This window comes from Methylorubrum pseudosasae (assembly GCF_029504475.1).
Classification (GTDB): domain Bacteria; phylum Pseudomonadota; class Alphaproteobacteria; order Rhizobiales; family Beijerinckiaceae; genus Methylobacterium; species Methylobacterium extorquens.
In genome coordinates this window covers 1,772,294-1,796,007 of the sequence record NZ_JAQGDU010000002.1, presented here as the reverse complement: position 1 = coordinate 1,796,007, position 23,714 = coordinate 1,772,294, and the positions used below count along the sequence as shown (strand labels likewise).

The window sequence follows — 23,714 nt, the reverse complement described above, 5'->3', positions numbered from 1 at the left end:
AGGTCGCGTCATGAGTGAGGCAAGTGGGACTGTCCGGAGCTTCGCGCATCCGGGCCGTGGCCGTAACGTCGCCCGCGCCGTGCCGAAGGGGCGTCAGGTCGATCCCCACGCCAAGGTCGAGATCGAGGAACTGCTCGGCACCCGTTCGCGCCAGCGCGACCTGCTGATCGAGCACCTGCACCTGATCCAAGACACCTACGGCCAGATCAGCGCCGATCATCTCGCGGCGCTGGCCGACGAGATGAGCCTCGCCTTCGCCGAGGTGTTCGAGACTGCGACCTTCTACGCGCATTTCGATGTGGTGAAGGAGGGTGAGGCCGACATCCCGCGCCTGACGATCCGGGTCTGCGACAGCATCACCTGCGCCATGTTCGGCGCCGACGAGCTGCTGGAGACGCTGCAGCGCGAGCTGGCCTCGGATGCGGTCCGCGTCGTGCGCGCGCCCTGTGTCGGCCTGTGCGACCACGCCCCGGCGGTCGAGGTCGGGCACAACTTCCTGCACCGGGCCGACCTCGCCTCCGTGCGCGCGGCGGTTGAGGCCGAGGACACCCACGCCCACATCCCCACTTACGTCGATTACGACGCCTACCGGGCCGGTGGCGGCTACGCGACCCTGGAGCGCCTGCGCAGCGGCGAACTGCCGGTCGATGACGTGCTGAAGGTGCTCGACGACGGCGGCCTGCGCGGCCTCGGCGGCGCCGGCTTCCCCACGGGCCGCAAGTGGCGCTCCGTGCGCGGCGAGCCCGGACCCCGGCTGATGGCGGTCAACGGCGACGAGGGCGAGCCCGGGACCTTCAAGGACCAGCTCTACCTCAACACCGACCCGCACCGCTTCCTTGAGGGCATGCTGATCGGCGCCCACGTCGTCGAGGCCGCCGACGTCTACATCTACCTGCGCGACGAGTACCCGATCTCCCGCGAGATCCTGGCCCGCGAGATTGCGAAGCTCCCCGAGGGCGGCACTCGCATCCACCTGCGCCGGGGCGCGGGCGCCTATATCTGCGGCGAGGAATCCTCGCTGATCGAGTCGCTGGAGGGCAAGCGCGGCCTGCCGCGGCACAAGCCGCCCTTCCCGTTCCAGGTCGGCCTGTTCAACCGGCCGACGCTGATCAACAACATCGAGACGCTGTTCTGGGTGCGCGACCTGATCGAGCGCGGCGCCGAATGGTGGAAGAGCCACGGGCGCAACGGCCGCGTCGGCTTGCGCTCCTACTCGGTTTCGGGCCGGGTCAAGGAGCCGGGCGTCAAGCTCGCGCCCGCCGGCCTGACCATCCAGGAACTCATCGACGAGTATTGCGGCGGCATCTCTGACGGCCACAGCTTCGCGGCCTACCTGCCGGGCGGGGCCTCTGGCGGCATCCTGCCGGCCTCGATGAACGACATCCCGCTCGATTTCGGCACGCTGGAAAAATACGGCTGCTTCATCGGCTCGGCCGCGGTCGTGATCCTGTCCGATCAGGACGATGTGCGCGGTGCCGCGTTGAACCTGATGAAGTTCTTCGAGGACGAGTCCTGCGGCCAGTGCACGCCCTGCCGCTCGGGCACGCAGAAGGCCCGCATGCTGATGGAGAACGGCGTGTGGGACACCGATCTCCTCGGCGAGCTGGCGCAGTGCATGCGCGACGCCTCAATCTGCGGTCTCGGTCAGGCGGCCTCGAACCCCGTCAGCACCGTGATCAAGTATTTCCCCGATCTCTTCCCGGAGCCGCGGGCCGTGGCGGCCGAGTGACGCCCAGCCCGACGATGTCTCCTCACACGATGCCAGAGCCTGGAGCGGACGCATGAGCAACGGCCCCGAACCGCACGGCAACAAGATCGAACAGCCCGAGATCCGCGCCGACGAACGTCAGGATGCCGGCGGGCCGGCAAATGGCGCGCCATCGACGTCCGGCGGCGCCTACTCGCAGGGCGCCAAGTCGGGTGGCCAGGCCGCGCCCGACCCTTCGGGCACCTACGGCATCAAGGACGCCCCGGTCGCGCCTGCGACCATCGCCTTCGAGTTCGACGGCCAACAGGTCGAGGCCCAGCCCGGCGAGACGATCTGGGCGGTCGCCAAGCGCCTCGGCACGCATATCCCGCATCTCTGCCACAAGCCCGATCCCGGTTACCGCCCGGACGGCAATTGCCGCGCCTGCATGGTCGAGATCGAGGGCGAGCGCGTGCTCGCCGCCTCGTGCAAGCGCACGCCCGCGATCGGCATGAAGGTGAAATCGGCCACCGAGCGCGCCACCAAGGCCCGCGCCATGGTGCTCGAACTGCTCGTGGCCGATCAGCCCGAGCGCGCGACCTCGCATGACCCGTCGTCGCATTTCTGGGTGCAGGCCGACGTTCTCGACGTGACCGAGAGCCGCTTCCCGGCGGCCGAGCGCTGGACCAGCGACGTCAGCCATCCGGCGATGAGCGTCAACCTCGACGCCTGCATCCAGTGCAATCTCTGTGTGCGCGCCTGCCGCGAGGTTCAGGTCAACGACGTGATCGGCATGGCCTACCGCGCCGCGGGCTCCAAGGTTGTGTTCGACTTCGACGATCCGATGGGTGGCTCCACCTGCGTCGCCTGCGGCGAGTGCGTCCAGGCCTGCCCCACCGGCGCGCTGATGCCGGCCGCCTATCTCGACGCCAACCAGACCCGGACGGTCTATCCCGACCGCGAGGTGAAGTCGCTCTGCCCCTATTGCGGCGTCGGCTGCCAAGTCTCCTACAAGGTCAAGGACGAGCGCATCGTCTACGCCGAGGGCGTGAACGGACCGGCCAACCAGAACCGGCTCTGCGTGAAGGGCCGCTTCGGCTTCGACTACGTCCACCACCCCCACCGCCTGACGGTGCCGCTCATCCGCTTGGAGAACGTGCCCAAGGACGCCAACGATCAGGTCGATCCGGCCAACCCCTGGACGCATTTCCGCGAGGCGACCTGGGACGAGGCGCTCGACCGCGCGGCGGGCGGCCTGAAGGCGATCCGTGACACCAACGGGCGCAAGGCGCTGGCGGGCTTCGGCTCGGCCAAGGGTTCGAATGAGGAGGCCTACCTCTTCCAGAAGCTCGTCCGCCTCGGCTTCGGCACCAACAACGTCGATCACTGCACGCGCTTGTGCCACGCCTCGTCGGTGGCCGCGCTGATGGAGGGCCTGAATTCCGGCGCCGTCACCGCTCCCTTCTCGGCAGCGCTCGACGCCGAGGTCATCGTCGTCATCGGCGCCAACCCGACCGTGAACCATCCGGTCGCGGCGACCTTCCTCAAGAACGCGGTGAAGCAGCGCGGCGCCAAGCTGATCATCATGGACCCGCGGCGCCAGACGCTGTCGCGCCACGCCTATCGGCACCTCGCCTTCCGCCCCGGCTCGGACGTGGCGATGCTCAACGCGATGCTCAACGTGATCGTCACGGAGGGCCTCTACGACGAGCAGTACATCGCCGGCTACACCGAGAACTTCGAGGCTCTGCGCGAGAAGATCGTCGACTTCACGCCGGAGAAGATGGCCTCGGTCTGCGGCATCGACGCCGAGACCCTGCGCGAGGTCGCCCGGCTCTACGCCCGGGCCAAGTCATCGCTCATCTTCTGGGGCATGGGCGTCAGCCAGCACGTCCACGGCACCGACAACTCGCGCTGCCTGATCGCGCTCGCCCTCATCACCGGCCAGATCGGCCGGCCCGGTACCGGCCTGCACCCGTTGCGCGGCCAGAACAACGTCCAGGGCGCGTCCGATGCCGGCCTGATCCCGATGGTCTACCCGGACTATCAGTCGGTCGAGAAGGACGCGGTGCGCGAGCTGTTCGAGGAGTTCTGGGGCCAGTCCCTCGATCCTCAGAAGGGCCTCACCGTGGTCGAGATCATGCGCGCGATCCACGCGGGCGAGATCCGGGGCATGTTCGTCGAGGGCGAGAACCCGGCGATGTCCGACCCCGACCTCAACCACGCCCGCCACGCGCTGGCGATGCTCGACCACCTCGTGGTGCAGGACCTGTTCCTGACCGAGACGGCCTTCCACGCCGACGTGGTGCTGCCGGCCTCGGCCTTTGCCGAGAAGGCCGGTACCTTCACCAACACCGACCGGCGCGTGCAGATCGCCCAGCCCGTCGTCGCGCCTCCGGGCGATGCGCGCCAGGATTGGTGGATCATCCAGGAACTGGCCCGACGCCTCGACCTCGACTGGAACTACGGCGGCCCGGCCGACATCTTCGCCGAAATGGCGCAGGTGATGCCGTCCTTGAACAACATCACCTGGGAGCGGCTGGAGCGCGAGGGGGCGGTGACCTATCCGGTCGATGCCCCGGACCAGCCTGGCAACGAGATCATCTTCTATGCCGGCTTCCCGACCGAGAGCGGGCGCGCCAAGATCGTGCCCGCGGCGATCGTGCCGCCGGACGAGGTGCCGGATGAAGAGTTCCCGATGGTGCTCTCGACCGGCCGCGTGCTCGAACATTGGCACACGGGCTCGATGACCCGGCGCGCGGGCGTGCTCGACGCGCTGGAGCCGGAGGCGGTGGCCTTCATGGCACCAAAGGAGCTCTACCGGCTCGGTCTCCGGCCGGGCGGGTCGATGCGGTTGGAAACACGGCGCGGCGCCGTCGTGTTGAAGGTGCGCTCCGACCGGGACGTGCCGATCGGCATGATCTTCATGCCCTTCTGCTACGCGGAAGCCGCCGCCAACCTTCTGACCAACCCCGCCCTCGACCCCCTCGGAAAGATACCCGAGTTCAAATTCTGCGCAGCCCGCGTCGTCCCGGCGGAGGCTGCGCCGATGGCCGCCGAGTAAAGCGTGTGACGGGCGGCGCGTTCAGGCGCGCCGCCCGGTCTGCCGTGCTTCCCGCACGCCGACGAAGAATCAGGCCGCGCGATCGATCGCGTGCAAACCCGGTCGCTTGAGCCCGTCGAGCTGGATTGCCCAAAGGCGGGCATTCCAGCGGCCCACATTGTGTCGAAGGCCGACCGTCCGGCCTCGGCCGTCGCGTGAAACCGTCTCCCCGCTTCGAACCGTGCTTCGCACCGTCGAAGTCGGGTGCGTTTCGCCCCGATCCCCGGCGGTGTTCAGGTCTGCGCCGACTTGGCCGGCCTGAGCGAGCGCCGCCACCGGCCCGGCATCGGCCATGCCGAGGCCGGGCGCGATTGCCGCCGCGCGGCCAGCACGAGGTAGATGAGGGAGGCGAGGTGCCCCGCCCCCACCGCCGCCGCGGCGCCGCTGACGCCGCCGGCCTGCATCAGCGGGACCACCACGGCGAGCGACACGAGCATGCTCACGCAGAGCGAGGCGAACAGCACCCGGGTGTTCTGCTTGGCGCGGAAGTAGTTCGCGGTGAGGTCGCGGGCCAGCACGACCACGACGCTGACCGAGAGGATGTGCAGGCAGTTGGCATAGGCCGCATATTCCGCCCCGAAGATCAGGCGCAGCCACATCGCGCCCGGAATGGCGAGGACCGCGAGGATCGCGATGATCGGCACCCCGAGCTTGATGCCCGTGCGCATGAGGTAGCGGCGCAGGGCCGCCTCCCCGCCCTCGGAATGCGCGCGCGCGGCGGCCACCGGCAGGACGTTCTCCGTGGCGGCGAGCAGCAGCAGCACGGTCCCGACGAGGTACTGCGCCGCCCGCAGGCCGCCGAGTTCCTCGAGGCCCAGCGTCGCGCCTGCCACGAGCCAGATGAGCTGTTCCTGGACGAAGGTGACGAAGACGATCGGCAGGAGCCAGCGGGCGAGCGGGATGTGGCGCCGAAAGACTGCGCCGGTCTGCACGCAGCCGGGCCGGCGCAGGATCGGCCGGCCGAACGCAACGATGAAGGGCAGGCAGGTCGCGAACGAGGTCGCGGCGAGCAGCCAGACGAAGCCGTTGCTGCCGATGACGTCGTGCTCAAGCCAGATCAGCAGGGCGATGAAGGGGAAGCTCGCGGCGCGGGCGAAATCCATGAGCAGGGCCTGCACGCCCCGACCTTTCGCAAACAGGAGGCGGCGCAGGGTGAACTGGAGGTTCTGCGCCAGCATCAGGGCGCAGGCCGCCAGAAGCGTCTCGCCCGACATCCCGCCGATGAGGAGGGCGATCACCACGAAGACCGCGCCGGGCACGCAGAGCAGGAAGGCGCCCGTAAGGATGGTCGCGGCATAGGCCGTCGAGACGCCGCTGCGGGCACCGACCAGCGTCATCATCGGCGCGGTGATGAGGGCGTTGTGCAGGGCCTGCGCGAAGGTGAGCACGATCAGGATCATCGCGAAATGCCCGAACTCGGCGATGCCGAGCAGGCGGGCGGCGACGATGCCGCTGAGGAAGCCGAAGCCGCTGACGACGCCCTGGTCGGCCAGGGCTGCGAGCGCGGCCGGCGGGCGCCGGACGAGGCCGGCGGCGCGCCGGAGCAGGCCTGCCGGCGGGACGGGCGCGGTGTGGGCTTCGGGCATCGCGGATGTCCTGCTCAGCGCGTGGCCAGGATGGCCGTCGCGGCGCGGCGCATCGCCCGGCTCCGGCTGAACAGCCAGAGCGGGTTGGACGCCACGACGTTGCGGCTGGCGCCGCGCTTGAATTCGGTGACGCCCGGATTGCCGGCAGGGTCGATGCCGCCGAGATCGAGCACTGAGGCCCCCTCGCGCTTGGCCCGCTCGATCAGGCGCCAGAGGGCGAGGCGGCCGGCTCCGGTCGCCTTGGCCCGCTCGTTCGAGGCGACGTAGAAGTCCGTCCAGCGGTTCGCCGTCCGGTGGATGATCCGCACCAGAACGGGTTCGTCCCGCTCGCGCATTTCGAGGAACAGCAGATTCGGGTCGTTCGCGGCCAGATCGCGGAAGGCCGCCGTGTCGAGGCTGTTGCGGAAGCCCTTGCGCCGCTTCAGGGCATCGTAGAGGCGGCCGAAGGTCTCGAAGGCCGCCAGCCGCTCGGCCGGACCGGTCGGGAATGTGGTCGTGAGATCCGGGTTTCGCTCGGCGGTCTTGAGAACGTCGCGCCAGCGGCCCTCCATGGCGGAGCGGATCTGGTCCATTTCCTCGGTCAGATCCAGTTCCAGCGTGTGCGTCCGGGCGGTGACGACCGGCGCGAAGCCGTGGCCGAGCAGGGCCAGCACCGCTGCCGGCGTCTGGAACTGCTGGTAGTTCACGCCGAGCAGATCGAGGCGGCCGAGTTCGAGATGCCTGAGAAAGGCGCGGAACACCGCCTCCGCCCGCTTCTCGCCCAGCCGTGTCAGGACCGGGCAGCCCTGCGCCAGGACGACGTGGCCGAGCCAGCGGCGGCGGCGCTGAACCTGGGCGTAGGCGAGCGCCTGCCCGTCACCCGCGCGGATGGCGAGCCGCCGCACGTCCCAGCCGATGCAGCTTTTGTACTCGCCCCAGCGGCGCGACGCGTAGAGATTGGCGCCCGGCTGCTGCCAGACCGCCGCGTCCCAATCGGGATCGTCCGTGACGTCGACGACCGTCAGTTGCCCCACCTTCGAACATCCTCTCCGTGCCGGCCGTTCCGGCGCGGGACAGGCCATGGCCTGCCTAACGCTGATGAGCAAGGGACGAGCCACCGCGCCGTCATCAATATTGAAACCAATATGTCAGATTAACCACGGTCGCTCGGGATGATTTGTGCAGAAGCCATCGGCTTATCTCTGTGATAGATGCAGGCATCGGAGGGTGAGACGCGGATGAAGCACTGGGTCAAAACGACGTTGCGCCGCGCGCCGGCCCTGCGCGCGCTCGCCCTGCGCGGGAGCGCCCTGTTCAAGTCGTTGGCCTGCGCCGAGCCCGGTCTCTACACCCTGTGCTACCATCAGGTGCCCGAAGCCCAGCAGGATCGTTTCGCCGCGCAACTGCGCCATCTCGGCCGGTACGGCGATTTCATCGATGCCGACGGGGCCGCCGAGCGCCTCGCCGCGGGCTGGCCGGCCCGCGACCGCGCCTTCCTCGTCACCCTCGACGACGGCTATGCCGACACCTTCGAGGTGGCGCGTCCGGTTCTGCGGGCCCTGGGCATTCCGGGCATCGTCTTCCTCATCAGCGACTGGATCGACGCGCCGCCGAGCACGCCGCCCGGCCTCGACCGGGCGACGTCCCTGTCCCCGAGCGGGCGCCTCTATATGGGACGGGCCGAGATCGCGGCCTGGTGCGCCGACGGTCTCGACATCGGATCCCACACCGCCACCCACCAGCGCCTGAGCCGGCTCGACCGCACGCGGGTCGCCGACGAGATCACCCGCTCCCGGCACGACCTTGCTGCCCTCACCGGCCGGGAGATCCGCCATTTCGCCTGCCCCTGGGGCGTCGCCGGCCACGATTTCGATCCGGAGCATGACCCGGCGCTGGCCCTGGAGAGCGGCTACCGGACCTTCTTCACCACGCGGCGCGGCCGGGCGTTGAGCGAAGCGGACCTGCCGGCGATGCCCCGCCACGTGGTCGAACCGCATTGGCCGGTCTCCGATTTCGAGGCGCTGATGGGCGGCCGCCGGACGGGGGGGCGGGCGCGGGGAGCGGCTTGAGACGATTTCCGGTCTCGACACATGTTGACCGCGTCGTCCCGAAAGCCGGTGGTCACCTTTCGGGACGATGCTCTATCCCTGCCGATCGGCGCCGGGCCGGTTCGGGTCCGCGGCGCCTGACCTGAGGTCGCCCATCCATGGCAACCAGTGCGATGCGCCCGATCGTCGTCGTGACCGGGGCGCTCGCGCCCTACACGCATGTTCTCTACGAGCATCTGGCGGAACGGCTCTCCGGCCGAGACGGCCGGGCCCTGCACGTCCTGTCCTGCACGCCGCGCGAGAGCGCGCGGCAATGGGTGATGCCGCCGCCGCGCCTCTACCGGCATGCGGTGCTGCCGGGCCTGCGCTGGCACCGCTCCTCGATCCGCAACCTCTACGTCAACCCGGCGGTGGTGCCGCGGCTCGCCGCCCTCCATCCGGCGGCGGTGGTGCTCAACGACTTCTCGCCGACCATGCTGTTGGCCGCCGGCGCCGCGCGCCTGCGGCGCATCCCCACCCTGATCCGCACCGACGGGGTGCCCGAGACCGATCCCGGCGAGCGCTCGGCCCCGCATCGCTGGCTGCGCCGTGCCATCGTCGCGGGGGCCTCCGCCGGGATCGGACCGAGCGAGGGCAGTGGCGCCGTGCTGGCTCGCTACGGCTTGCCGGCTCGAAACTTCGTCCTGAGCCCGCTCTTTCCGGCCTGGACGCCGCCCGCCCCGCCCCCGCCCGACACCGAACGGCCCTACGACCTCCTGTTCTGCGGCATGCTGAACGAGGAGGTGAAGGGCGCACGCTTCTTCACCGAGGTGGTGCTCGGCTGCTGTTCCCGCGGCCGGCGCCTGTCGGTCCGGGTCGCGGGGGACGGCCCATTGCGGGGGGAGATGGAGGCGCGCTTCGCGCAGGCGGGAATCTCCGCACGCTTCGATGGCTTCCTGGGCCAGGAGGCGCTGCCCGCGGTCTACGCCTCGGCCCGACTCTTCCTGTTTCCGAGCCGCGGCGACGTGTGGGGAATCGTCGTGCAGGAGGCGCTCCAGAGCGGGACGCCGGTGCTCGCCTCACCCCATTCCGGCGCGGCCCGTGGTCTCCTCGAGACCTATGGCTGTGGCGAGGTGCGGCCGATGACGGTGGCGGATTGGGTCGATGCGACCCTGCGGCTCCTCGACGATGAGGGCCGCCGCCGGGACCTGCGCCGTGCGGCAGAGGGCGCGCTCCCGCATTTCACGGTTGAGGCGGCCGTCGCGGGATATCTCGATGCCCTCGAGCCCCTTCTGGCGGAGCGCACCTGACCGTGCCCTCCGGCCCGGATCACGCAATGCGAAGTTGTATCCAGACTTGTTCGCGGCGCAGGACGGAAGGGGGGCGCTCTGCAGCCGCTCCGAGCGAAGGCTACATTCAACGACGGAAGCGAAAATAATCGATCTATCCGGCTGGCTCAGGGTCAAGCCTTGGTCGATAGTCCGAAAAGGCTAGGACTAACCTCTATCGAACTGCCGAGCGTCTCGCAGCGAAGCGATTAACATTCTATAGCAAATCGAGAATACATCGGCCCTATTAGTGATATTTTTACAACATCTTAATGGAAGACAAACTCGGCAATATCGTCCTTAAAAATTTGACTTGCTTCGGCTGTTTATTTCGAACGATTGTGATTTTGCGGATCATTCATCGCCCGCTTGTGTCCGCCTGGCATCCATGTCTCGCTGGAAGCGTTTCATAATGGACATAATCAAGAAAATGCGCTGGGAGCGTCCACTTGATCTTGATCACGCTGAGTCTCAAGAGATGACTGTCGCTTCTCACGATGCTCCGAAGCAGGCCGATAGCCTGACGAGTATTCTGCGTCTCGTCCAATCGGATGCCGATGCGAACGACTCCGTGGTGGTGGCGTCGCCCTCCTCCTCTCAGGATTGGGCGAACCTGATCGACCGCGTGCGGGCCGCCGCCCAGCGGACGCGTGAAGTCGAGGCGCAGGCTCAGGAGCAGGAGCAGCGCGTGCACGAACTGCTGGAACGCGTTCGTGACGACGTGAAGCTCGCCAGCGAGCGGGTCCGGGCCGCGGAGACCAAGGCGGCCAACGTGCAGGCTCAGGCCGAGCAGCGCATCCGCGCGGCGGAAGAGCGGGCCGAGGCTGCCGAGGAGCGTGCGCGGATCGCCGAGGATTGGCTGAAGCAGGTGCACGAGGCCATCGTCAGCGAGTTCTCGACCCTCACCGAGGTGCCGTCCAAGGCCGCGTGAAGCGTCCGCGGTCGTGATCCCGATCGGCGATGAATTGGATCGTCGCCGATTGCCCCCGCAACGGCCGGACCCTCAGGGAGAGCCGGTCGCGGGTCGGCCTCAGTGCCGCTTGGTCAAGCGGTCAGCGCCGCGCGTCCGTGAACGGCGAGGCCGGTAACCCATCCCGCCGCATCTTCGACGGGTCGAGGCGAAGCGTGATGCCGCGCTCGGCGGTGAAGCGGGCCAGCGCCTCGAGGTCGCCCGGATTCGGGGCCGGGCCGTCGAGGCGGGTGTTGAACAGGATGATCTGCCGGCCCGCCTCCGCCTTGTCGGTGAGCGCGAGGTCGTCGCTGCCGATACTCACGTTGTCGACGATCTGGTTGTTGCGCGCCACGCCCGGCTCGTCGGTCAGCGCCTCCGCAAGCTTCGGATAGCGCATCCGCCAGGGCGCGGAGTCGAGCGGCATCGCGGCGAAGGCGGCCCGGAACTCCGAATCCGCTTCGTTCAGCGATGGCTTCATCCACGTCAGACCCCGCGCATCAAGGGCGACCATCGGGCTCGACGCGACGAAGACGTTGCGGGTGATCGTGTTGTCGTTGCCGCCGCCGATGAAGACCGGTTGCTGCACATCGACGAACAGGTTGCGGCGGATGGTGAAGCCGCTCGCCATGTCGTCGAGATAGACGCCCTTCACCTCCATTCCCGGCCCGGTGCGGATGTCGTGGACATAGTTGTCCTCGATGACCGAGCCGCGGGCGGTGAAGTCGCGTCCAGCATAGATCGCGCCGGTATCGCTCAGGCCGTGGATCAGGCGGGCGACCTCATTGCCGCGAAAGACGTGATCGTTGCCGCGCAGGTAGATGGCGTAGCCGATCGCGTCGGTGATGAGGTTTCCGCTCGCCTCCGCGCCGACGCCGTCGAGTTCGATCGCGGAACTCTGGGTCTGGCTCAGCCGCGAGAAGCGGGTGAAGCGGGTGTCGCGCACGAACAGCCCGCCCCGCCGGAGCGTGGCGCGGTCGCCGCCGACCAGCCGGACAGCGCTCGCGCCGATATCGTGGACCGTGCTGCCGGAGACGCCGCCCCCGGTCACCCCCTCGAACACCGCCGCCCGGCCTGCCGCCCAGGCCATTTCGCTCGCGCGGATCTCGATATCCTCGCCCCCCCGCACGACGATCAGGTCGCCGCGCGCGCGCTCCAGCCGAAGCCGCTCGATGCGCAGATGCCGCGCGCCATCGGCCCGGATCAGCGTCTCGGCGAGGCTGACTTCGAGGTCGGCCGCGCCGGGAGACGGCCAGGCCAGCAGCAGGCCGCTCTCGCCGTCGCGCCACCATTCGCCGGGTTCATCGAGGGCACCGAGCGCATGGACCAGCCGCATCCGGGCGCCGTCGCGGATGCCCTCGTAGGGCGGTAGGTCCAGTTCGAGCCGGCGGCGGCGCTGATCGACCTGTGCCACGTGAAGCGTTTCCAGCAGCCAGTCCCAGCGCCAGAAGCCTTCCACCCACAGGTCGCGCTCCAGGGACAGATCGGGCAGGCCCGACGCGTCCTTGAGGGTGAAGGCTAGGCCTCCCGCTTCGGCCGCGGCGACCGTCGTCCAGCCGGGGTTCGGCCCAGGGTTCGGCCACTGCGCCGGGCGCAACGCACCGCCCGCATCGAAGATCTCGGTGACGCGCGGGTGCGTCTCGCGTAGGCGCCGCGGCGCGCGGTAGGCGAGCTCCCCGCGCAAAGCCTCGGGCAATTGGTAGGCGCGCACCGCGCCGCGGGCCGAGGCGGGCAACCGGGCGCGCAGGCGCGGCGGCAGCGATGCGGGCGCCAGGGGCACGCTGCCGACGAGCCGGCTCGATCCGTCGGCGGCCCCGCGCAGGATCAGGGGCGCCTCGGCCGTGCCGGCATGGTCGGGGCCGATCCGGACGGGCGCCGAGATCCGATGCGTTCCGGGTTCCAGCTCGACGACGATCGCCCGCCCCGCCCCCTGGCGGCGCAGTGCGGCGACGCGCGCCAGCGCTAGTGGCAGATCCTTGAAGCGGTCGTCGCGACGGGGGGCTCTGTCTCCGGTGGGCGCAACCCGCAGGATCAGCGGCGCTTTCGCCTCGCCGGCCCGAACCGCCGCAATGAAGCCGAAGAGCGGCGATCCGATGAGGACGGCGGCGAGGAACGCCGCCGCGCTCCGCAGCGGGCCGAGGCTCACCCCTCGGCCTCGGCGTCGGTCATGACGAGCTGCACCCGCGGGTCGCGGCCGAGAGCGTCGAGCGCCCGCCGCAGCCGGGCGGTGCCGCTGCGGGCGGCGCTGGCCGTCAGCAGCAGGGCCGGGAAGCGCTGGTCCTGGGCAAGTCGCTCGGCAGCGATGTCGGTGCCGATCAGGCCGATATCGACGAAGACCGTGTCGAAGGCAGAAGCCGCCGTCAGGATCGCCCCGGTATAGGCCGCGGTGCCGAGGCGCAGGGCCGCGTCGTCGAAGGGCAGGATCTTGACCCCGGTCGGCCCCTCGACCAGCGCGTCGCTGAGCCCCGAATGCGTCCGCAGCACCTCGGCGGCGCCGCGCTTGGCCTGACTCCGCAGATCGCGCGAGATCATCGCTTCCGGGTCGGCATCGACGAGCAGCACCCGCTGGCCGTCGAGCGCGGCCGAGGCAGCGAGGCTGCGCGCCAGCTCCGACTTGCCGCTCCGGTCGTCCGCCGAGGTGACGAGGACCACCGTCGGCCGCGTGGCGCCGAAGTCGCGCTGCAGACGGCTGCCGAGACGGGCCACGGCCACGTCGTAGGCGGTGTCGGCGCGCAGGGATTCGCTGCCCGCCTTGCTTCGCGTCCGGGTCGGCACCTTGGCCGGCAGGGCGGCGACCACGGGGAGCCCCGCGAGCTGCTGAAACCGGCGGCGCGAACCGATCCGCCCCGCGGCCGGCACGGCGAGGAGGGCGAGCGCGGTGCCGAGGCCGAGCCCGGCCGCCAGCGCCGCGGCGAAGATGGCCGGGATCGGCGGCCCGAGCCGGCGCTCCGGCAGCGAGGCGGGCGAGATGACGCGCGAGGTCGAGGTGTCGAGGCGCTGCTGCTCCTGAAGCTCGCGGGCGCGGACGAGGAAGGCCTCGTAGACCGCGCGGCTCGCTTCGACCTGCCGCTCCAGTTCGCGCAGGCGCACGAAGCTCTTGTCAACGGACAGAGCCTCCTTCTTGCGGCTCTCCAGCGTGGCGGCGAGCGAGGCCTCGTTGGACAAGGCCGACCGGTAGTCGTTGCGGGTGGCCGCGGCGATGCGGCGAATTTCGGCATTGATGTCGTTGCGCAGGGTCTGCACCTGCAGCTCGCCGGTGCGCAGGGTGGGGTGACGGGGGCCGAGGTTGGACAGGGTGTCGGCCCGAGCCGCCTCGATCTGGGCGAGCTGGGCGCGCAACTGCGCGACCGTCGTGGACTGGACGATCTCGGTCACCGAGTTGAGGTCGGCCCGACCGTTGGCGACCGCCTCGATCTGGGCGAGCCGCCCGCGCAGCTCGCCGGCCCGGGCACGCGCCGCGCCGAGCTGCTGGTTGAGCTGGGTCAGCGCCTGCTCGCTGACGAGCTGGCCGCGGGTGCCGACGAGGTTGTTGGCGGCACGGAACTTCTGCGCCTTGTCCTCGGCCTGCCGGAGGTCGTCCTGCAACTCGCCGAGCCGGCTCGACACCGCCTCGCCGGCCTTGCGGGTGACCTGCGCCTGCGCCTGCGAGACGGTGGTGAGGTAGGTTTCGGCGATGGCCTGGGCGAGCTCAGCGGACTTCCGACGTTCCTCGCTGGAGACGGCGAGCTCGACCACGAAGCTGCGCTCCAGGCGGCGCGCAGTCGTGCGATCGCGCAGCGTGCGCAGGGCGGTGAGCGTGTCGTCGGCAGGGCCGCCGGCGGTGACGATCAGCGCGGAGAGGCGGCTCTTGAGCGCCTCGAGCGGCGACGCGGGACGAACGAAGTCCGGGTCCTGATCGAGCTTGAACCGAGTCACGACCTGCCGCAGCACTTCGTCGGAGATGAGGACCCGGATCTGGCTGTCGACGAGGAACAGGCTCGCATCGCTCGCCTGATCCGAGGGCGTCACGCCGTCCTTGACCACTTGGATGCCGCGCGGGTCGATCAGGATCTGCGTCACGGCGGCGTAGAGCGGCGGCACCAGCGCGAGCCACGCCACGGCCGCCACCAAGAGGAGCACAGCCGGGGCCAGCACGAGCGCCCAGCGCGCGCGCAGGGCCCGTCCGATCTCACGCGGGTCGAGGAACCAGGGTTCAGGCGTCACGTCCGGCTTGCCGGGCTCGGCGCCGACGAAGAACCGCGAAGGCATCCGCTCGATCATCGTCATCGCGAAACTCTCGAACAATACGCGCCTGCGGGCCTCGTGAGCCCGCAGCAACCGATCCGGTCCGCCATTCCCGTCCCCGAGTGGGTCGTCCGGGGACGATCCTTCCCGTTTCGGGACAGCGGCCGCGGGCCGAAGGTAGTTTGGGTCTCACACTTCAAGATGTGCGCCAGGATGCGCATCACGCGGACGCCGCAACCGGGAGACCGAAGGCGGTGGACGCCGGAACGGGGGTGGCTGCGCCCACCGGCGCGCGACGCAGGGCGCCGATGCGGGCATAGGCCAGCAGACCCACGAAGGTGAGGACGTTGATGTTCCAGTCCTGAAAGATGCCCGGCGTCGTCATGCCGTTAAGGATCAGGAAGAACACGCAGGTGGCGACGAGGCGGCGTCCGGGACGGTCGAGCTTCATCCCCCAGCGCAGGGCGGTCCCCAGCACCATCGCGCAGAGGCCGAGCCCGATCAGGCCGGTGCCGGCCCAGGCGCTGAGCACCATGTTGTGCGAGCTGGAGATGAACACGGCGTCGCGTGCCAGCGTCTCCGCCAAAGCCGTGGTGGGAATGAGGAGCTGGATGAAGCGGTCTCCCGCGGCGTAGCCGGCGCCGACGAAGCGGTCCTTGGTCGCCTCGATGAAGACCGGCCAGAAGGTGCCGCGCCCGGTGGCGTCGGCCAGCTCTTCCGGGGGCTTCTGCAGCACGACCGAGACCACGTCGAGCAGGGCGGGGAAGGCCGACAGCCCGACCATCAGCGCCACGAACACGATCAGGTAGACGGTGAAGGCCGTGTAGCCGAGGAGGCGCAGCCGGCGGTGGCGCGACGCCACCATCAGGCCGGGGGCTGCCGCGATGAGCGAGGCGGTGCTCGCGGCCGAGCCCGCGATGACGAAGCCGACGAAGGCAAGCAGGAGATGGGCGCGCCGGTGCGGGATGCGGTCGTCGAAGATGACGAGGAAGGCGTGCGCGGCGCAGAGATAAGGCATCAGGTTGTGCTTGGCCGACGAGAACACGACCCCATGCGCGAAATTGTCGAGGATGATCGGCGTCGTCGCGACCAGCCACGCGACGGTGAACAGCGCGAAGAGGTTGGCCAGCCGCCGCTCGATATCGCTGCGGTCGAAGATCAGGATCGAGGTGAGCGTGAAGATCGCCAGCTCCACGGTCCGATAGACGGTGTAGCTCGGCACGATCGACCACGCGGTGCTGAGGCCGTTCACGAGGATCATCAGCGTGAACGGCAGGTACGGCATCGAGAACGCCACCAGCAGAACGCGCCGGTCCACCGCGATCCGGGCGATGAGATAGAGCCCGGTCAGCCCGGTCATGACGATGAGGGCGAGGTTGGAGGCCGTCAGCCCCTGCTCCAGCACCGCGTTGCCGTCATCCCGCGGGACGTTGAAGACCAGCGGCAGCAGCGCGAAGATCGTCGTCAGGGCGAACGGGACCGCTAGCGGACCGTTCAGCGGCCCCATCCGGGTCTCGAGTCGGTGGCGCGCCAGCGGGTAGAGCAGCACGAACCAGACCGCCACCGCGACGACCAAGAGGAAGTTCAGCATTCCGGCACTTCCATGGAACGTCGTCTCTGGTCTGGTCCGGGTGTCGGGAAAGCCGAACTCGTGCCCCGCCGATCCCATCCGGGCCAACACTCCGTGGAGTCTTGGTTTATGGCGTCTTTCAGGCTGTGAGGCGTGCGCGCGACTTCGTGACCACTCGGAACGGCGCCGGATCGATCTCGAAGCGGCTCGATCGGACCGTCGGCTTACGCTGAGCGCTAGAAGCTGCTGCTCCATGCGGATCGCCGCGTAGAGGCGCGCGACGACATCGACCGGAAACCGCATCGATCCATGTTTCGACGGGTTCCCCGGCCCGGAACGGCGCCGCTTCGGCGGATAAGCGCCCTTAGGCACCGAACAGGACGACCTCGGTATAGGTGAGGTCTCCGGTGGCCGGCGGGTTCGGGCCACGGGCGTATTTCGGGGCGCGGCCCTCGAAGAAGTGTCCGGCAAAGCCGGGCAGCTTGCCCACGGCATCGAGCACGAACCAGGGCATGGCGTGGTGCAGTATGAGATGCCGGCCGATCGCGCCGAGGAAGGCGGACAGGTCGAGCGCGGTCGAGCGGTAGACGAGTTGGAGGCAGGGCAGGCGCGGCCACCGGGTTTCCCCCGGCCGCAGCTTGATGGCGCGCCGCTGGAACAGGACGGCCCACGCCTTCTCCCCATCCGAACAGACGAGGCCGATGCAGCCATAGGCGAGGTGGTCGGCCACCAGCCGGGCCTCCGGCTCCGGCAGCAGGCGCAGGGTCTCCGGCGTGGCCACGCGGACGCGGCGCCCCCGGCCGAGGCCGGCGAGCAGCGGCATGACGAGCATCTGACCCGAGCAGACCGGCTTGAAGCCGCGCGCCTTGTGCATCTGCCACGTCTGCGGAGCCGGCGAGACATTGGTGTAGGTCACCCGCCGGTCGCGCATGGCGAAGCCGTCGAGCAGGGTACCCAGAGCGCGGAATTCCGGCAGAACGTACCAGCTCGAGAGGTTGCAGCGCAGATGCGTGCCGGCCTCGTCCGTCACCATGCGGTAGAGTGCGAGCAGGACGCCGACGATGGCCCCGTCCCGTTCCAGCACATAGCCGTAGCGCGGCACGTCGTCGGGCAGCGGCTGGGTGCGGTGCCGGTCGAGCCCGGTCCGCCAATAGGCTTCGGAGCGATCGGGGAAGCCGACTTGTAGCAGCCGCACCACGGAGGCGAGGTCATCCTCCTCGATGGTGCGGCAGCGGACCTTGACCCGCGCGCTGCGGACGCCCTCCCCCACGGGTGGGACGTCTTCCACGGTCTCGCTCACCCCATTCATCGGCGGCCCCCTCCGGCTCGTCGCGCTGTCCGGTACCCATTTCGTCCAACGGCTCCGCGCGATCGAACCGTGAGCAAGGCGCGCTCTCGTCCCGCTCGGAGACGCGCTCGAAACAGAGCGAAATCAATGCCAGCCGGACGATGCCGTTTCGGGACTGCCGGTCTTGTTGATTGGATTGGTATAGGCGTCGATTTTCCGCCCAATCCATCCAAAATATATCGATTTCGCGCAAATTGTTGTCGAGTGAAGTCTCGGTTCAAGGTCGCTGGCCGGCTTCAGGCGGTGCTGCCGGCATCGATGGTCAGAACGGTGCCGGTGACGTTGCGGGCGCGGTCCGACATCAGGTAGGCGACGGCGTCGGCCACGTCCTGCGGCTCGGCCAGCCGCTTGAGGGCGCTGCGGTTGGCCACGCGCCCGCGCTCCGCCTCGTCCATCTCGCCGGTCATCGCCGTCTCGATGAAGCCGGGCGCCACCGCGTTCACCGTCACCCCGAGCCGGCCGACCTCGCGGGCGAGCGACTTGGTGAAACCGATCATCGAGGCCTTGGTCGCGGCGTAGACCGAGAGCGCGTTGTAGCCGGTGAAAGCGATGATCGAGCTGACATTGACGATCCGGCCGGCGCCGGCCGTCATCATCCCGCGGGCGAGGTACTTGGTCAGCACCATCGGCGCGAGGGTGTTGAGGTGGACGAGTTCGGCGATCTTCGAAGCCGGCATCGTCGTCAGCAGGCCGGGCGTGCCGAGCGCGGCGTTGTTGACGAGGCCGTAGACCGGCCCGTGCTCGGCCCGGATTCTCTGGGCGAGAGCCTGGAGCGCATCGATCTCGCCGAGATCGGCGGGCATGAAGGCGATCCGGCCCGGGCCGGCGGCTTCCTGCGCGGCCTCCAGCGCCTCGCTCGGGCGCCGGGCGAGCGCCACCACGCGAAACCCGTCGGCGGCGAGCGTTTCGGCCATGGCGAGACCGAGCCCGCGGCTCGCGCCCGTGACGACGACGAGGCGTCCGGTCTTGAGATCGTCGCTCACGCGCCCCTCCGCACCAGCTTGCCGCCCGACGTGATCGGCAGCGCATCCACGAATTTCACGCTCGCCGGCACCTTGTGTCCGGCCAGGCGCGGGCGGCAGTGGGCGATGATCGCCTTCTTCAGCGCCGCCTGATCCGCTCCTGCGTCGGCGCGCAACACCACCTCCGCCTCGACCACGGCGCCGAGGATCGGGTTGGGCCGGGCGCGCACGCGGGACATCGAGACGCCGGGGAAGGCGTTGATGAAGGTCTCGACCTCCTCCGGCTGCACCTTGGCGCCGCCGACATTGATCACGCCGCTGCGCCGGCCGAGGAAGTGGTAGCGCTCGCCCCGTCGCTCCACGAGGTCGCCGGTGTCGATGAACCCGTCTCCGGCGATCAGCGCCTCGGGCGCCGCGCCGAGGTAGCGCCGCCCGGTGCGGCCAGAGCGCACGAACAGGCTGTCCTCGCGCACGGTGATCTCGATCCCGGCGCGGGTGCCGATCAGCGCGGCCGGGAAACCCTCCTGCCCGTCCTCGACGGTGAAGCCGACCCCGCCCTCGGTCGAGGCGTAGGCGTGGGCGACGCGCGCCTCAGGGAAGGCGTCGCGCAGGGCGTCGAGGATGTTCTGGTCGGCGATCTCGCCCGAGAGCCGCACATAGCGGGGGCTCAGCCGGTCGAGCGCCGCGCTCATCAGAGCGAGGCGCCAGTGCGAGGGCGTGCCGAGGATGTGGGTGATGCCCGCCGCGCCGACGCGGACGAGATAGTCGCGCACCGGCTCGCCCGCGTCGGAGAGCACGAGCGAGGACGGCCCGAGCATCGCCCGCAGGAACACTTGGAGGCCGCCGTAGCGGCGGATGTCGTAGAAGGTGCTCCACACCGTGCCGGGCTCCGGCGCCGCAGCCGTGTTGATGCCGCCGGCGAGGCCTTCGAGGGTATGGGCGACGAGCTTCGGCGCGCCGGTGGTGCCGGAGGTGGCCAGTGCCCAGTCCGTCTCCCGCGATGTCTCGGAGCCCGCCCGGAACGCGTCGGCCGCGTCGATCCGGGGCAGGCCCGGCAGCGCGTCGGGGGGCAGCCCCTCGGCATCGGTGACGCAGATCTCGGCCTCGGAATCCGATGCGATCCGGGCGATGTGCTCCGGCGCGAGCTTCGGGGGGACGAGGGCGAGCCGGGCCGCGAGGCCGTCGAGCGCGATCATGGCGCGGGCCGCCGCCATCTGCCCGCCGACCGCGAGCAGCACGCGGCGGCCGGCAAGCGCCGCGGTCGCGGCGGCGTCGCGCTCGCCGGAAACGATCCCGGCGAGATCTTTTTTGCTGCGGTGGTCGGACAGGAACAGGCCCTCGAGTCCGCCCGCCGCCAGAAGTCTCTCGCGCAGGATCATCGGGGTCAGGCCGCCTGCCGGGCCGCGGCGCGGTCGTAGAGGGCGACGAGGTCGCCGACCGTCACCGGCAGGTCGGAGGCATCCATTTCGCCGAACGGGTCGGCGCCGGTGAGATCCTCCATCCGCGCGACGAGGAGCGCGAAGCAGAGCGAGTCGAACTCGGTGTCGAGCATCACGAGCTCGTCGGTGATCGGCGGCATCGCCTTTTCCTGCTCGGCGGCGATGGCGGCAATCTCGGCGAAGACGGTCTCACGCAGGGACATAATGGTTCTCCTCAAGGCTGGGTTGGGAAAAGGGGGGGTAGGAGGCGCCGCGGAGGCAGGCGCCGAAGTCGCGGGCGATCTCGGACAGGATCGGCCGGCCGCGCGGCACCAGCCGCCCGAGGCCGTAGAAGAAGTGGATCATGCCGGCGTGAACGGTGTGGGCGGTCTCGACGCCCGCCCGCTCCAGACGCTCGGCATAGGCCGCCCCCTCGTCGCGGACAGGATCGTATTCCGCCGTGTGGATGCGGGCCGGGGGCAGGCCGGTCAGATCGGCCTCGCGCAGGGGCGAGAGGCGGGGCGACGGGCCAGCGGCCTCGGGGCCGCAGGCCGCAAGGTCGCGCCGGATCGTCGCCTCGTCGAGGAAGTATCCTTGAGCGAAATCGCGGCGCGAGGGGTGGCTGCCGTGCACGTCGAGCACGGGGCAGATCAGGAGCTGCGCCCGGATCGGGCCGCCGCGCCGCTCCTGGCAGACCCGTGCGGCGAGCCCGGCCCCGGCGGAATCGCCCCCGATCCCGAGCCGGGCCGGATCGATCCCGAGCGTGTCCGCCTGCGCGGCGACCCCGTCCATCGCCGCCAGCGCGTCGTCGAGGGCGGCCGGGAACGGGTGTTCGGGCGCGAGCCGGTAATCGACCGAGACGATGCGCAGGGCGCCGGCCTCGGCCAGCACCCGGCAGAGTCCGTCATGGGTGTCGAGGCCGCCGGTCACGAGGCCGCCGCCGTGCAGGTAGACGAGGCCGGGGCCCCGCTCTTGGCCCTCGGGCGCGTAGAGCCGCGCGGAGAGCGGCCCGGCCGGACCCGGCAGGACGAGGTCACGGGTCGCGACGCCCTCGGCGCTTAGCCCGGCGAGGCGCGCGAGCCCGCGCATCCCCTCCCGGCGGGCGTCGAGGGTGATGCCGTCCGAGCTTCCGAGCGCCATCATGTCGAGGAAGCGGCTGACATGCGGATCGAGCGGCATCGAACGGCGCCCTGACGTCAGAGCTTCAGCGCCGCGCGGACCGGGGCCGGCCACGCGTCGATGTGCTCGCCGTGGGTGGCGAACAGAGCCACCGCGAGGCGGTCCATGCCAAAGGCGACGCAGCCGGTATGGGCGGGCTCGCCATCCTCTAGGTTCAGGCCCCAGGTCGTGCCGAAATGCTCGCGGTGATAGTTGAAGCTCATGCAGGCGGTGCCGGCGGCCGCCCCCCGGAGCGGGATCAGCAGCTCGAACTTCAGCGCCTGTTCGAGCTGGCTGAAGGCCATGATCTGGCCGAGCCGGCCGAAGAACGGGTCGCTCGCGGTCTCGACCGTGTAGGGCAGCCCGAGTTCGTCGGCCATCGCGGTGGCGGTGGCGATCCAGCTCTCGCGGAAGGCGACGATCTGCTCCGGCGTGCCGATGCGGACGTATTCGCGCATGCGGAAGGATTGCAGCCGGTCGAGATGGCGCGAGGGCTCACGACGGAAGCAGTCGCACGCGACGTCGAAGCGGTAGCCGGTGGCCGGCACCGCGCCGCGGGCGGCGGCGATCGGATAGACCGGGTAGCAGGCGGCCGGGGTCAGCACGAGGTCGGCGGTCTCGAGGTCCGCGGTCCAGTCGCCGCCCTCCAGATGCTTGTCGGCCGAGGCGCGGATCTCCGTCTCGGTGCCTTCCAGGCAGGAGACGCAGCCGAGGAGGTTCGGAAAGCTCTTGAGGTAGCCGTGCCGCTCCAGATGCGCCCGGCTCATCACCGGCGGGAAGCGGAACACTTCCGTCTCGGCCTCGCGCCGCGTCGAGATGAAAGCGGCCAGCGCCTCGACCACCGACTCGTAGGCGCCGGTGCGGGCGTAGACGCCCTGCGCGTTCATCGGCTTGAACATCGCATCGAACAGGGCGTCGAGCGGGTCGGTCGCGGGCGGCGAGGCCGGCGCGTTCATCACGGACATGTTCATGGCGGGCAGTCCTTCGGCAAAGGGGACAGTGGTGCCTTTGCTCCGCCTGTCGGGCGCGAAGAGCGCCCCGCGGAGCGGGCCTCGGCCGAGCCGAGGCGTCGAGCGTAGCGAGAGCCAAGGTCGCCGAGGCGACCGCCGGCGTTCGAGGCGGGAACGAACCTCGCCGAGCGCCTTCAGGCGCTGAGCGAGGCGGCGACGGGCGACATCAGCGTCGCGGTGGCGAGGTTGGCCAGGATCCGGTCGTTGTGGATCATGATCGGCGCCGAGAGGATGTCGCGCAGCGCCCGGCCGATGCTGAACGCCCCGTCCTGGCGGTAGCCGGCCAGCCCATTGGCGCGCAGCGCGCTCGACACGGTGGCGACGGCGAGTTCGGAGACTTCGACCTTGAGCATCGTCAGCGCGGTCTGCACGTCGAGGCCGGCCAGAGCCGCCGGGTCGCCCTCAGCTCCCTCGAAGGTGTCGAGCGCCTGCGTGACGAGGGCGCGGGCCTGCTTCAGGCTGGAGACCGCGCGGGCATAGTGCAGCGCGCCGGGCGGGGCGACGCCGCCCGCGCCGCGCATCGCCGTGCGGGTGAAGGCCTGGGCGCGATCGACCGCGGAGGCGGCGATGCCGGTCCAGGCGCTCGACCAGAGGATGTGCGAGACCGGCGTCATGGTCCAGTTGTGGATGTCGCTGTAGCGGGCGGCGAGCACCTGCTCGGGGCGGCCGCGGGCGACGAGGCGGAAGCCGCTGCTGCAGGTGCCGCGCATGCCGAGCGTTTCCCAGCCGCTCAGGCGCTCCAGGGTGTAGTCCTCACGCAGGAAGACGCAGAGCACTTGGTCGGAAGGGCCAGCCTCGGCCGAGCGGCGGGCGACGGTGACGACGCCGTCGGCCTGCGCGCCGTAGGAGATCACGGTCGCGGCCCGCTCCAGGGTGAGCGCATCGCCGTCGGCCTCGATCGCCGCGGAGGAGGAGCGGACATTGCCGCCGCCCTGGCCCTCGGTCGTCGAGGACGCCATCAGGAGCTGTTCGCCGGCGATGCGGCGCAGGAGGCCGTCCTGCCAGGGCTCGCCGCGGCCATGCCGGATCAGGCAGGCCACCTTGGTCTGGTGCATGGCGAAGATCATCGCCGATGAAGCGCAGGCGCGGCCCAGCACGTAGCAGATTTCGGCCAGCATCCGGACCGAGGCGCCCTCCCCGCCGAGTTCGATCGGCACGGCCGCACCGAGCAGGCGCTGTGAGCGGAAGGCGGCGATGGCTTCCTCGGGGAAGCGCCCGTCGCGGTCCACCGCGTCCGCATGGGTGGCGGCGATCGCGGCGGCGGCCGCCGCGCGGGTCAGAAGGTCGGCGGCATCACCGACGTAACCGTCAGGCCGGGTCGTGGGCTGCATCGTCATGGCTGGGCTCCGTTGGACTGAAGCCGGC

At 70.1% G+C, this 23,714-nt stretch carries 17 protein-coding genes; 5 read left to right on the top strand and 12 right to left on the bottom strand.

Going from position 1 to position 23,714, the window contains the following annotated elements; all coding sequences use genetic code 11:
- The first annotated feature begins 10 nt into the window (after positions 1–10).
- Both M2437_RS09325 and fdhF read left to right on the top strand, forming a co-directional pair.
- Entirely contained in the window at positions 11–1,729 is a 1,719-nt protein-coding gene (locus M2437_RS09325; RefSeq protein ID WP_147016382.1) for an NAD(P)H-dependent oxidoreductase subunit E, read from the top strand.
- A gap of 52 nt (positions 1,730–1,781) precedes the next feature.
- Positions 1,782–4,751, top strand: coding sequence for a formate dehydrogenase subunit alpha (fdhF, locus tag M2437_RS09320; protein ID WP_253387222.1), 2,970 nt, complete (start codon positions 1,782–1,784; stop codon positions 4,749–4,751).
- 272 nt (positions 4,752–5,023) lie between these two features.
- Here fdhF and M2437_RS09315 read toward each other — a convergent pair whose 3' ends face one another.
- Positions 5,024–6,376: an MATE family efflux transporter gene (locus M2437_RS09315; RefSeq protein WP_253387221.1), complete on the bottom strand. Its 1,353-nt coding sequence runs from the start codon at positions 6,374–6,376 to the stop codon at positions 5,024–5,026.
- A 14-nt stretch (positions 6,377–6,390) separates the two neighbouring features.
- The gene (locus tag M2437_RS09310) at positions 6,391–7,389 is read right to left on the bottom strand and encodes a lipid II:glycine glycyltransferase FemX (RefSeq protein ID WP_253387220.1); all 999 of its coding nucleotides are present in this window, start codon (positions 7,387–7,389) and stop codon (positions 6,391–6,393) included.
- 204 nt (positions 7,390–7,593) lie between these two features.
- Here M2437_RS09310 and M2437_RS09305 point away from each other — a divergent pair, with 204 nt between their 5' ends.
- The 3 genes from M2437_RS09305 (at position 7,594) to M2437_RS09295 (ending at position 10,641) form a co-directional block, all read left to right on the top strand.
- Complete coding sequence (locus M2437_RS09305; protein WP_253387219.1) at positions 7,594–8,424, top strand: polysaccharide deacetylase family protein; 831 nt, start codon at positions 7,594–7,596, stop codon at positions 8,422–8,424.
- A gap of 137 nt (positions 8,425–8,561) precedes the next feature.
- The gene (locus M2437_RS09300) at positions 8,562–9,692 is read left to right on the top strand and encodes a glycosyltransferase family 4 protein (protein ID WP_253387218.1); all 1,131 of its coding nucleotides are present in this window, start codon (positions 8,562–8,564) and stop codon (positions 9,690–9,692) included.
- Positions 9,693–10,188: 496 nt separating this feature from the next.
- Entirely contained in the window at positions 10,189–10,641 is a 453-nt protein-coding gene (locus tag M2437_RS09295) for a hypothetical protein (protein ID WP_253387217.1), read from the top strand.
- Positions 10,642–10,762: 121 nt separating this feature from the next.
- On the opposite strand, the gene M2437_RS09290 is transcribed toward M2437_RS09295, so the two are convergent.
- The 10 genes from M2437_RS09290 to M2437_RS09245 form a co-directional block, all read right to left on the bottom strand.
- Positions 10,763–12,805: a right-handed parallel beta-helix repeat-containing protein gene (locus tag M2437_RS09290; RefSeq protein WP_253387216.1), complete on the bottom strand. Its 2,043-nt coding sequence runs from the start codon at positions 12,803–12,805 to the stop codon at positions 10,763–10,765.
- On the bottom strand, positions 12,802–14,925 hold the full coding sequence (locus M2437_RS09285; protein WP_253387215.1) for a GumC family protein: 2,124 nt from the start codon (positions 14,923–14,925) through the stop codon (positions 12,802–12,804). The genes M2437_RS09290 and M2437_RS09285 overlap by 4 nt, the downstream gene beginning before the upstream one ends.
- A 178-nt stretch (positions 14,926–15,103) precedes the next feature.
- Entirely contained in the window at positions 15,104–16,474 is a 1,371-nt protein-coding gene (locus tag M2437_RS09280) for an O-antigen ligase family protein (protein WP_253387214.1), read from the bottom strand.
- Between the two features lie 343 nt (positions 16,475–16,817).
- The gene (locus M2437_RS09275) at positions 16,818–17,762 is read right to left on the bottom strand and encodes a GNAT family N-acetyltransferase (RefSeq protein ID WP_253387213.1); all 945 of its coding nucleotides are present in this window, start codon (positions 17,760–17,762) and stop codon (positions 16,818–16,820) included.
- Between the two features lie 275 nt (positions 17,763–18,037).
- Positions 18,038–18,784 carry an SDR family NAD(P)-dependent oxidoreductase gene (locus tag M2437_RS09270; protein WP_253387212.1) on the bottom strand — a complete coding sequence of 249 codons (747 nt, stop codon included), beginning with the start codon at positions 18,782–18,784 and terminating at the stop codon, positions 18,038–18,040.
- Positions 18,781–20,142 (bottom strand): class I adenylate-forming enzyme family protein, encoded by a 1,362-nt coding sequence (locus M2437_RS09265; protein WP_253387211.1) that lies wholly within the window; start codon positions 20,140–20,142, stop codon positions 18,781–18,783. The genes M2437_RS09270 and M2437_RS09265 overlap by 4 nt, the downstream gene beginning before the upstream one ends.
- Positions 20,143–20,147: 5 nt before the next feature.
- The gene (locus tag M2437_RS09260; protein ID WP_253387210.1) at positions 20,148–20,405 is read right to left on the bottom strand and encodes an acyl carrier protein; all 258 of its coding nucleotides are present in this window, start codon (positions 20,403–20,405) and stop codon (positions 20,148–20,150) included.
- Positions 20,392–21,360, bottom strand: a complete 969-nt coding sequence (locus tag M2437_RS09255) for an alpha/beta hydrolase (RefSeq protein WP_253387209.1) — start codon at positions 21,358–21,360, stop codon at positions 20,392–20,394. The genes M2437_RS09260 and M2437_RS09255 overlap by 14 nt, the downstream gene beginning before the upstream one ends.
- A gap of 17 nt (positions 21,361–21,377) precedes the next feature.
- Complete coding sequence (locus M2437_RS09250) at positions 21,378–22,310, bottom strand: amino acid--[acyl-carrier-protein] ligase (protein ID WP_253387208.1); 933 nt, start codon at positions 22,308–22,310, stop codon at positions 21,378–21,380.
- Between the two features lie 173 nt (positions 22,311–22,483).
- Positions 22,484–23,686, bottom strand: coding sequence for an acyl-CoA dehydrogenase family protein (locus tag M2437_RS09245; protein WP_253387207.1), 1,203 nt, complete (start codon positions 23,684–23,686; stop codon positions 22,484–22,486).
- Positions 23,687–23,714 lie beyond the last annotated feature (28 nt).

What these genes read in the sequence shown, in the direction of transcription:
- M2437_RS09315 (WP_253387221.1), bottom strand. Translation starts at nt 6,376, where the DNA reads ATGCCCGAAGCCCACACCGCGCCCGTCCCGCCGGCAGGCCTGCTCCGG.
- M2437_RS09285 (WP_253387215.1), bottom strand. Translation starts at nt 14,925, where the DNA reads ATGACGATGATCGAGCGGATGCCTTCGCGGTTCTTCGTCGGCGCCGAG.
- M2437_RS09250 (WP_253387208.1), bottom strand. Translation starts at nt 22,310, where the DNA reads ATGAACATGTCCGTGATGAACGCGCCGGCCTCGCCGCCCGCGACCGAC.
- M2437_RS09260 (WP_253387210.1), bottom strand. Translation starts at nt 20,405, where the DNA reads ATGTCCCTGCGTGAGACCGTCTTCGCCGAGATTGCCGCCATCGCCGCC.
- M2437_RS09255 (WP_253387209.1), bottom strand. Translation starts at nt 21,360, where the DNA reads ATGCCGCTCGATCCGCATGTCAGCCGCTTCCTCGACATGATGGCGCTC.
- M2437_RS09265 (WP_253387211.1), bottom strand. Translation starts at nt 20,142, where the DNA reads ATGATCCTGCGCGAGAGACTTCTGGCGGCGGGCGGACTCGAGGGCCTG.
- M2437_RS09275 (WP_253387213.1), bottom strand. Translation starts at nt 17,762, where the DNA reads ATGAATGGGGTGAGCGAGACCGTGGAAGACGTCCCACCCGTGGGGGAG.
- M2437_RS09295 (WP_253387217.1), top strand. Translation starts at nt 10,189, where the DNA reads ATGACTGTCGCTTCTCACGATGCTCCGAAGCAGGCCGATAGCCTGACG.
- M2437_RS09245 (WP_253387207.1), bottom strand. Translation starts at nt 23,686, where the DNA reads ATGACGATGCAGCCCACGACCCGGCCTGACGGTTACGTCGGTGATGCC.
- M2437_RS09280 (WP_253387214.1), bottom strand. Translation starts at nt 16,474, where the DNA reads ATGCTGAACTTCCTCTTGGTCGTCGCGGTGGCGGTCTGGTTCGTGCTG.
- M2437_RS09305 (WP_253387219.1), top strand. Translation starts at nt 7,594, where the DNA reads ATGAAGCACTGGGTCAAAACGACGTTGCGCCGCGCGCCGGCCCTGCGC.
- fdhF (WP_253387222.1), top strand. Translation starts at nt 1,782, where the DNA reads ATGAGCAACGGCCCCGAACCGCACGGCAACAAGATCGAACAGCCCGAG.
- M2437_RS09300 (WP_253387218.1), top strand. Translation starts at nt 8,562, where the DNA reads ATGGCAACCAGTGCGATGCGCCCGATCGTCGTCGTGACCGGGGCGCTC.
- M2437_RS09325 (WP_147016382.1), top strand. Translation starts at nt 11, where the DNA reads ATGAGTGAGGCAAGTGGGACTGTCCGGAGCTTCGCGCATCCGGGCCGT.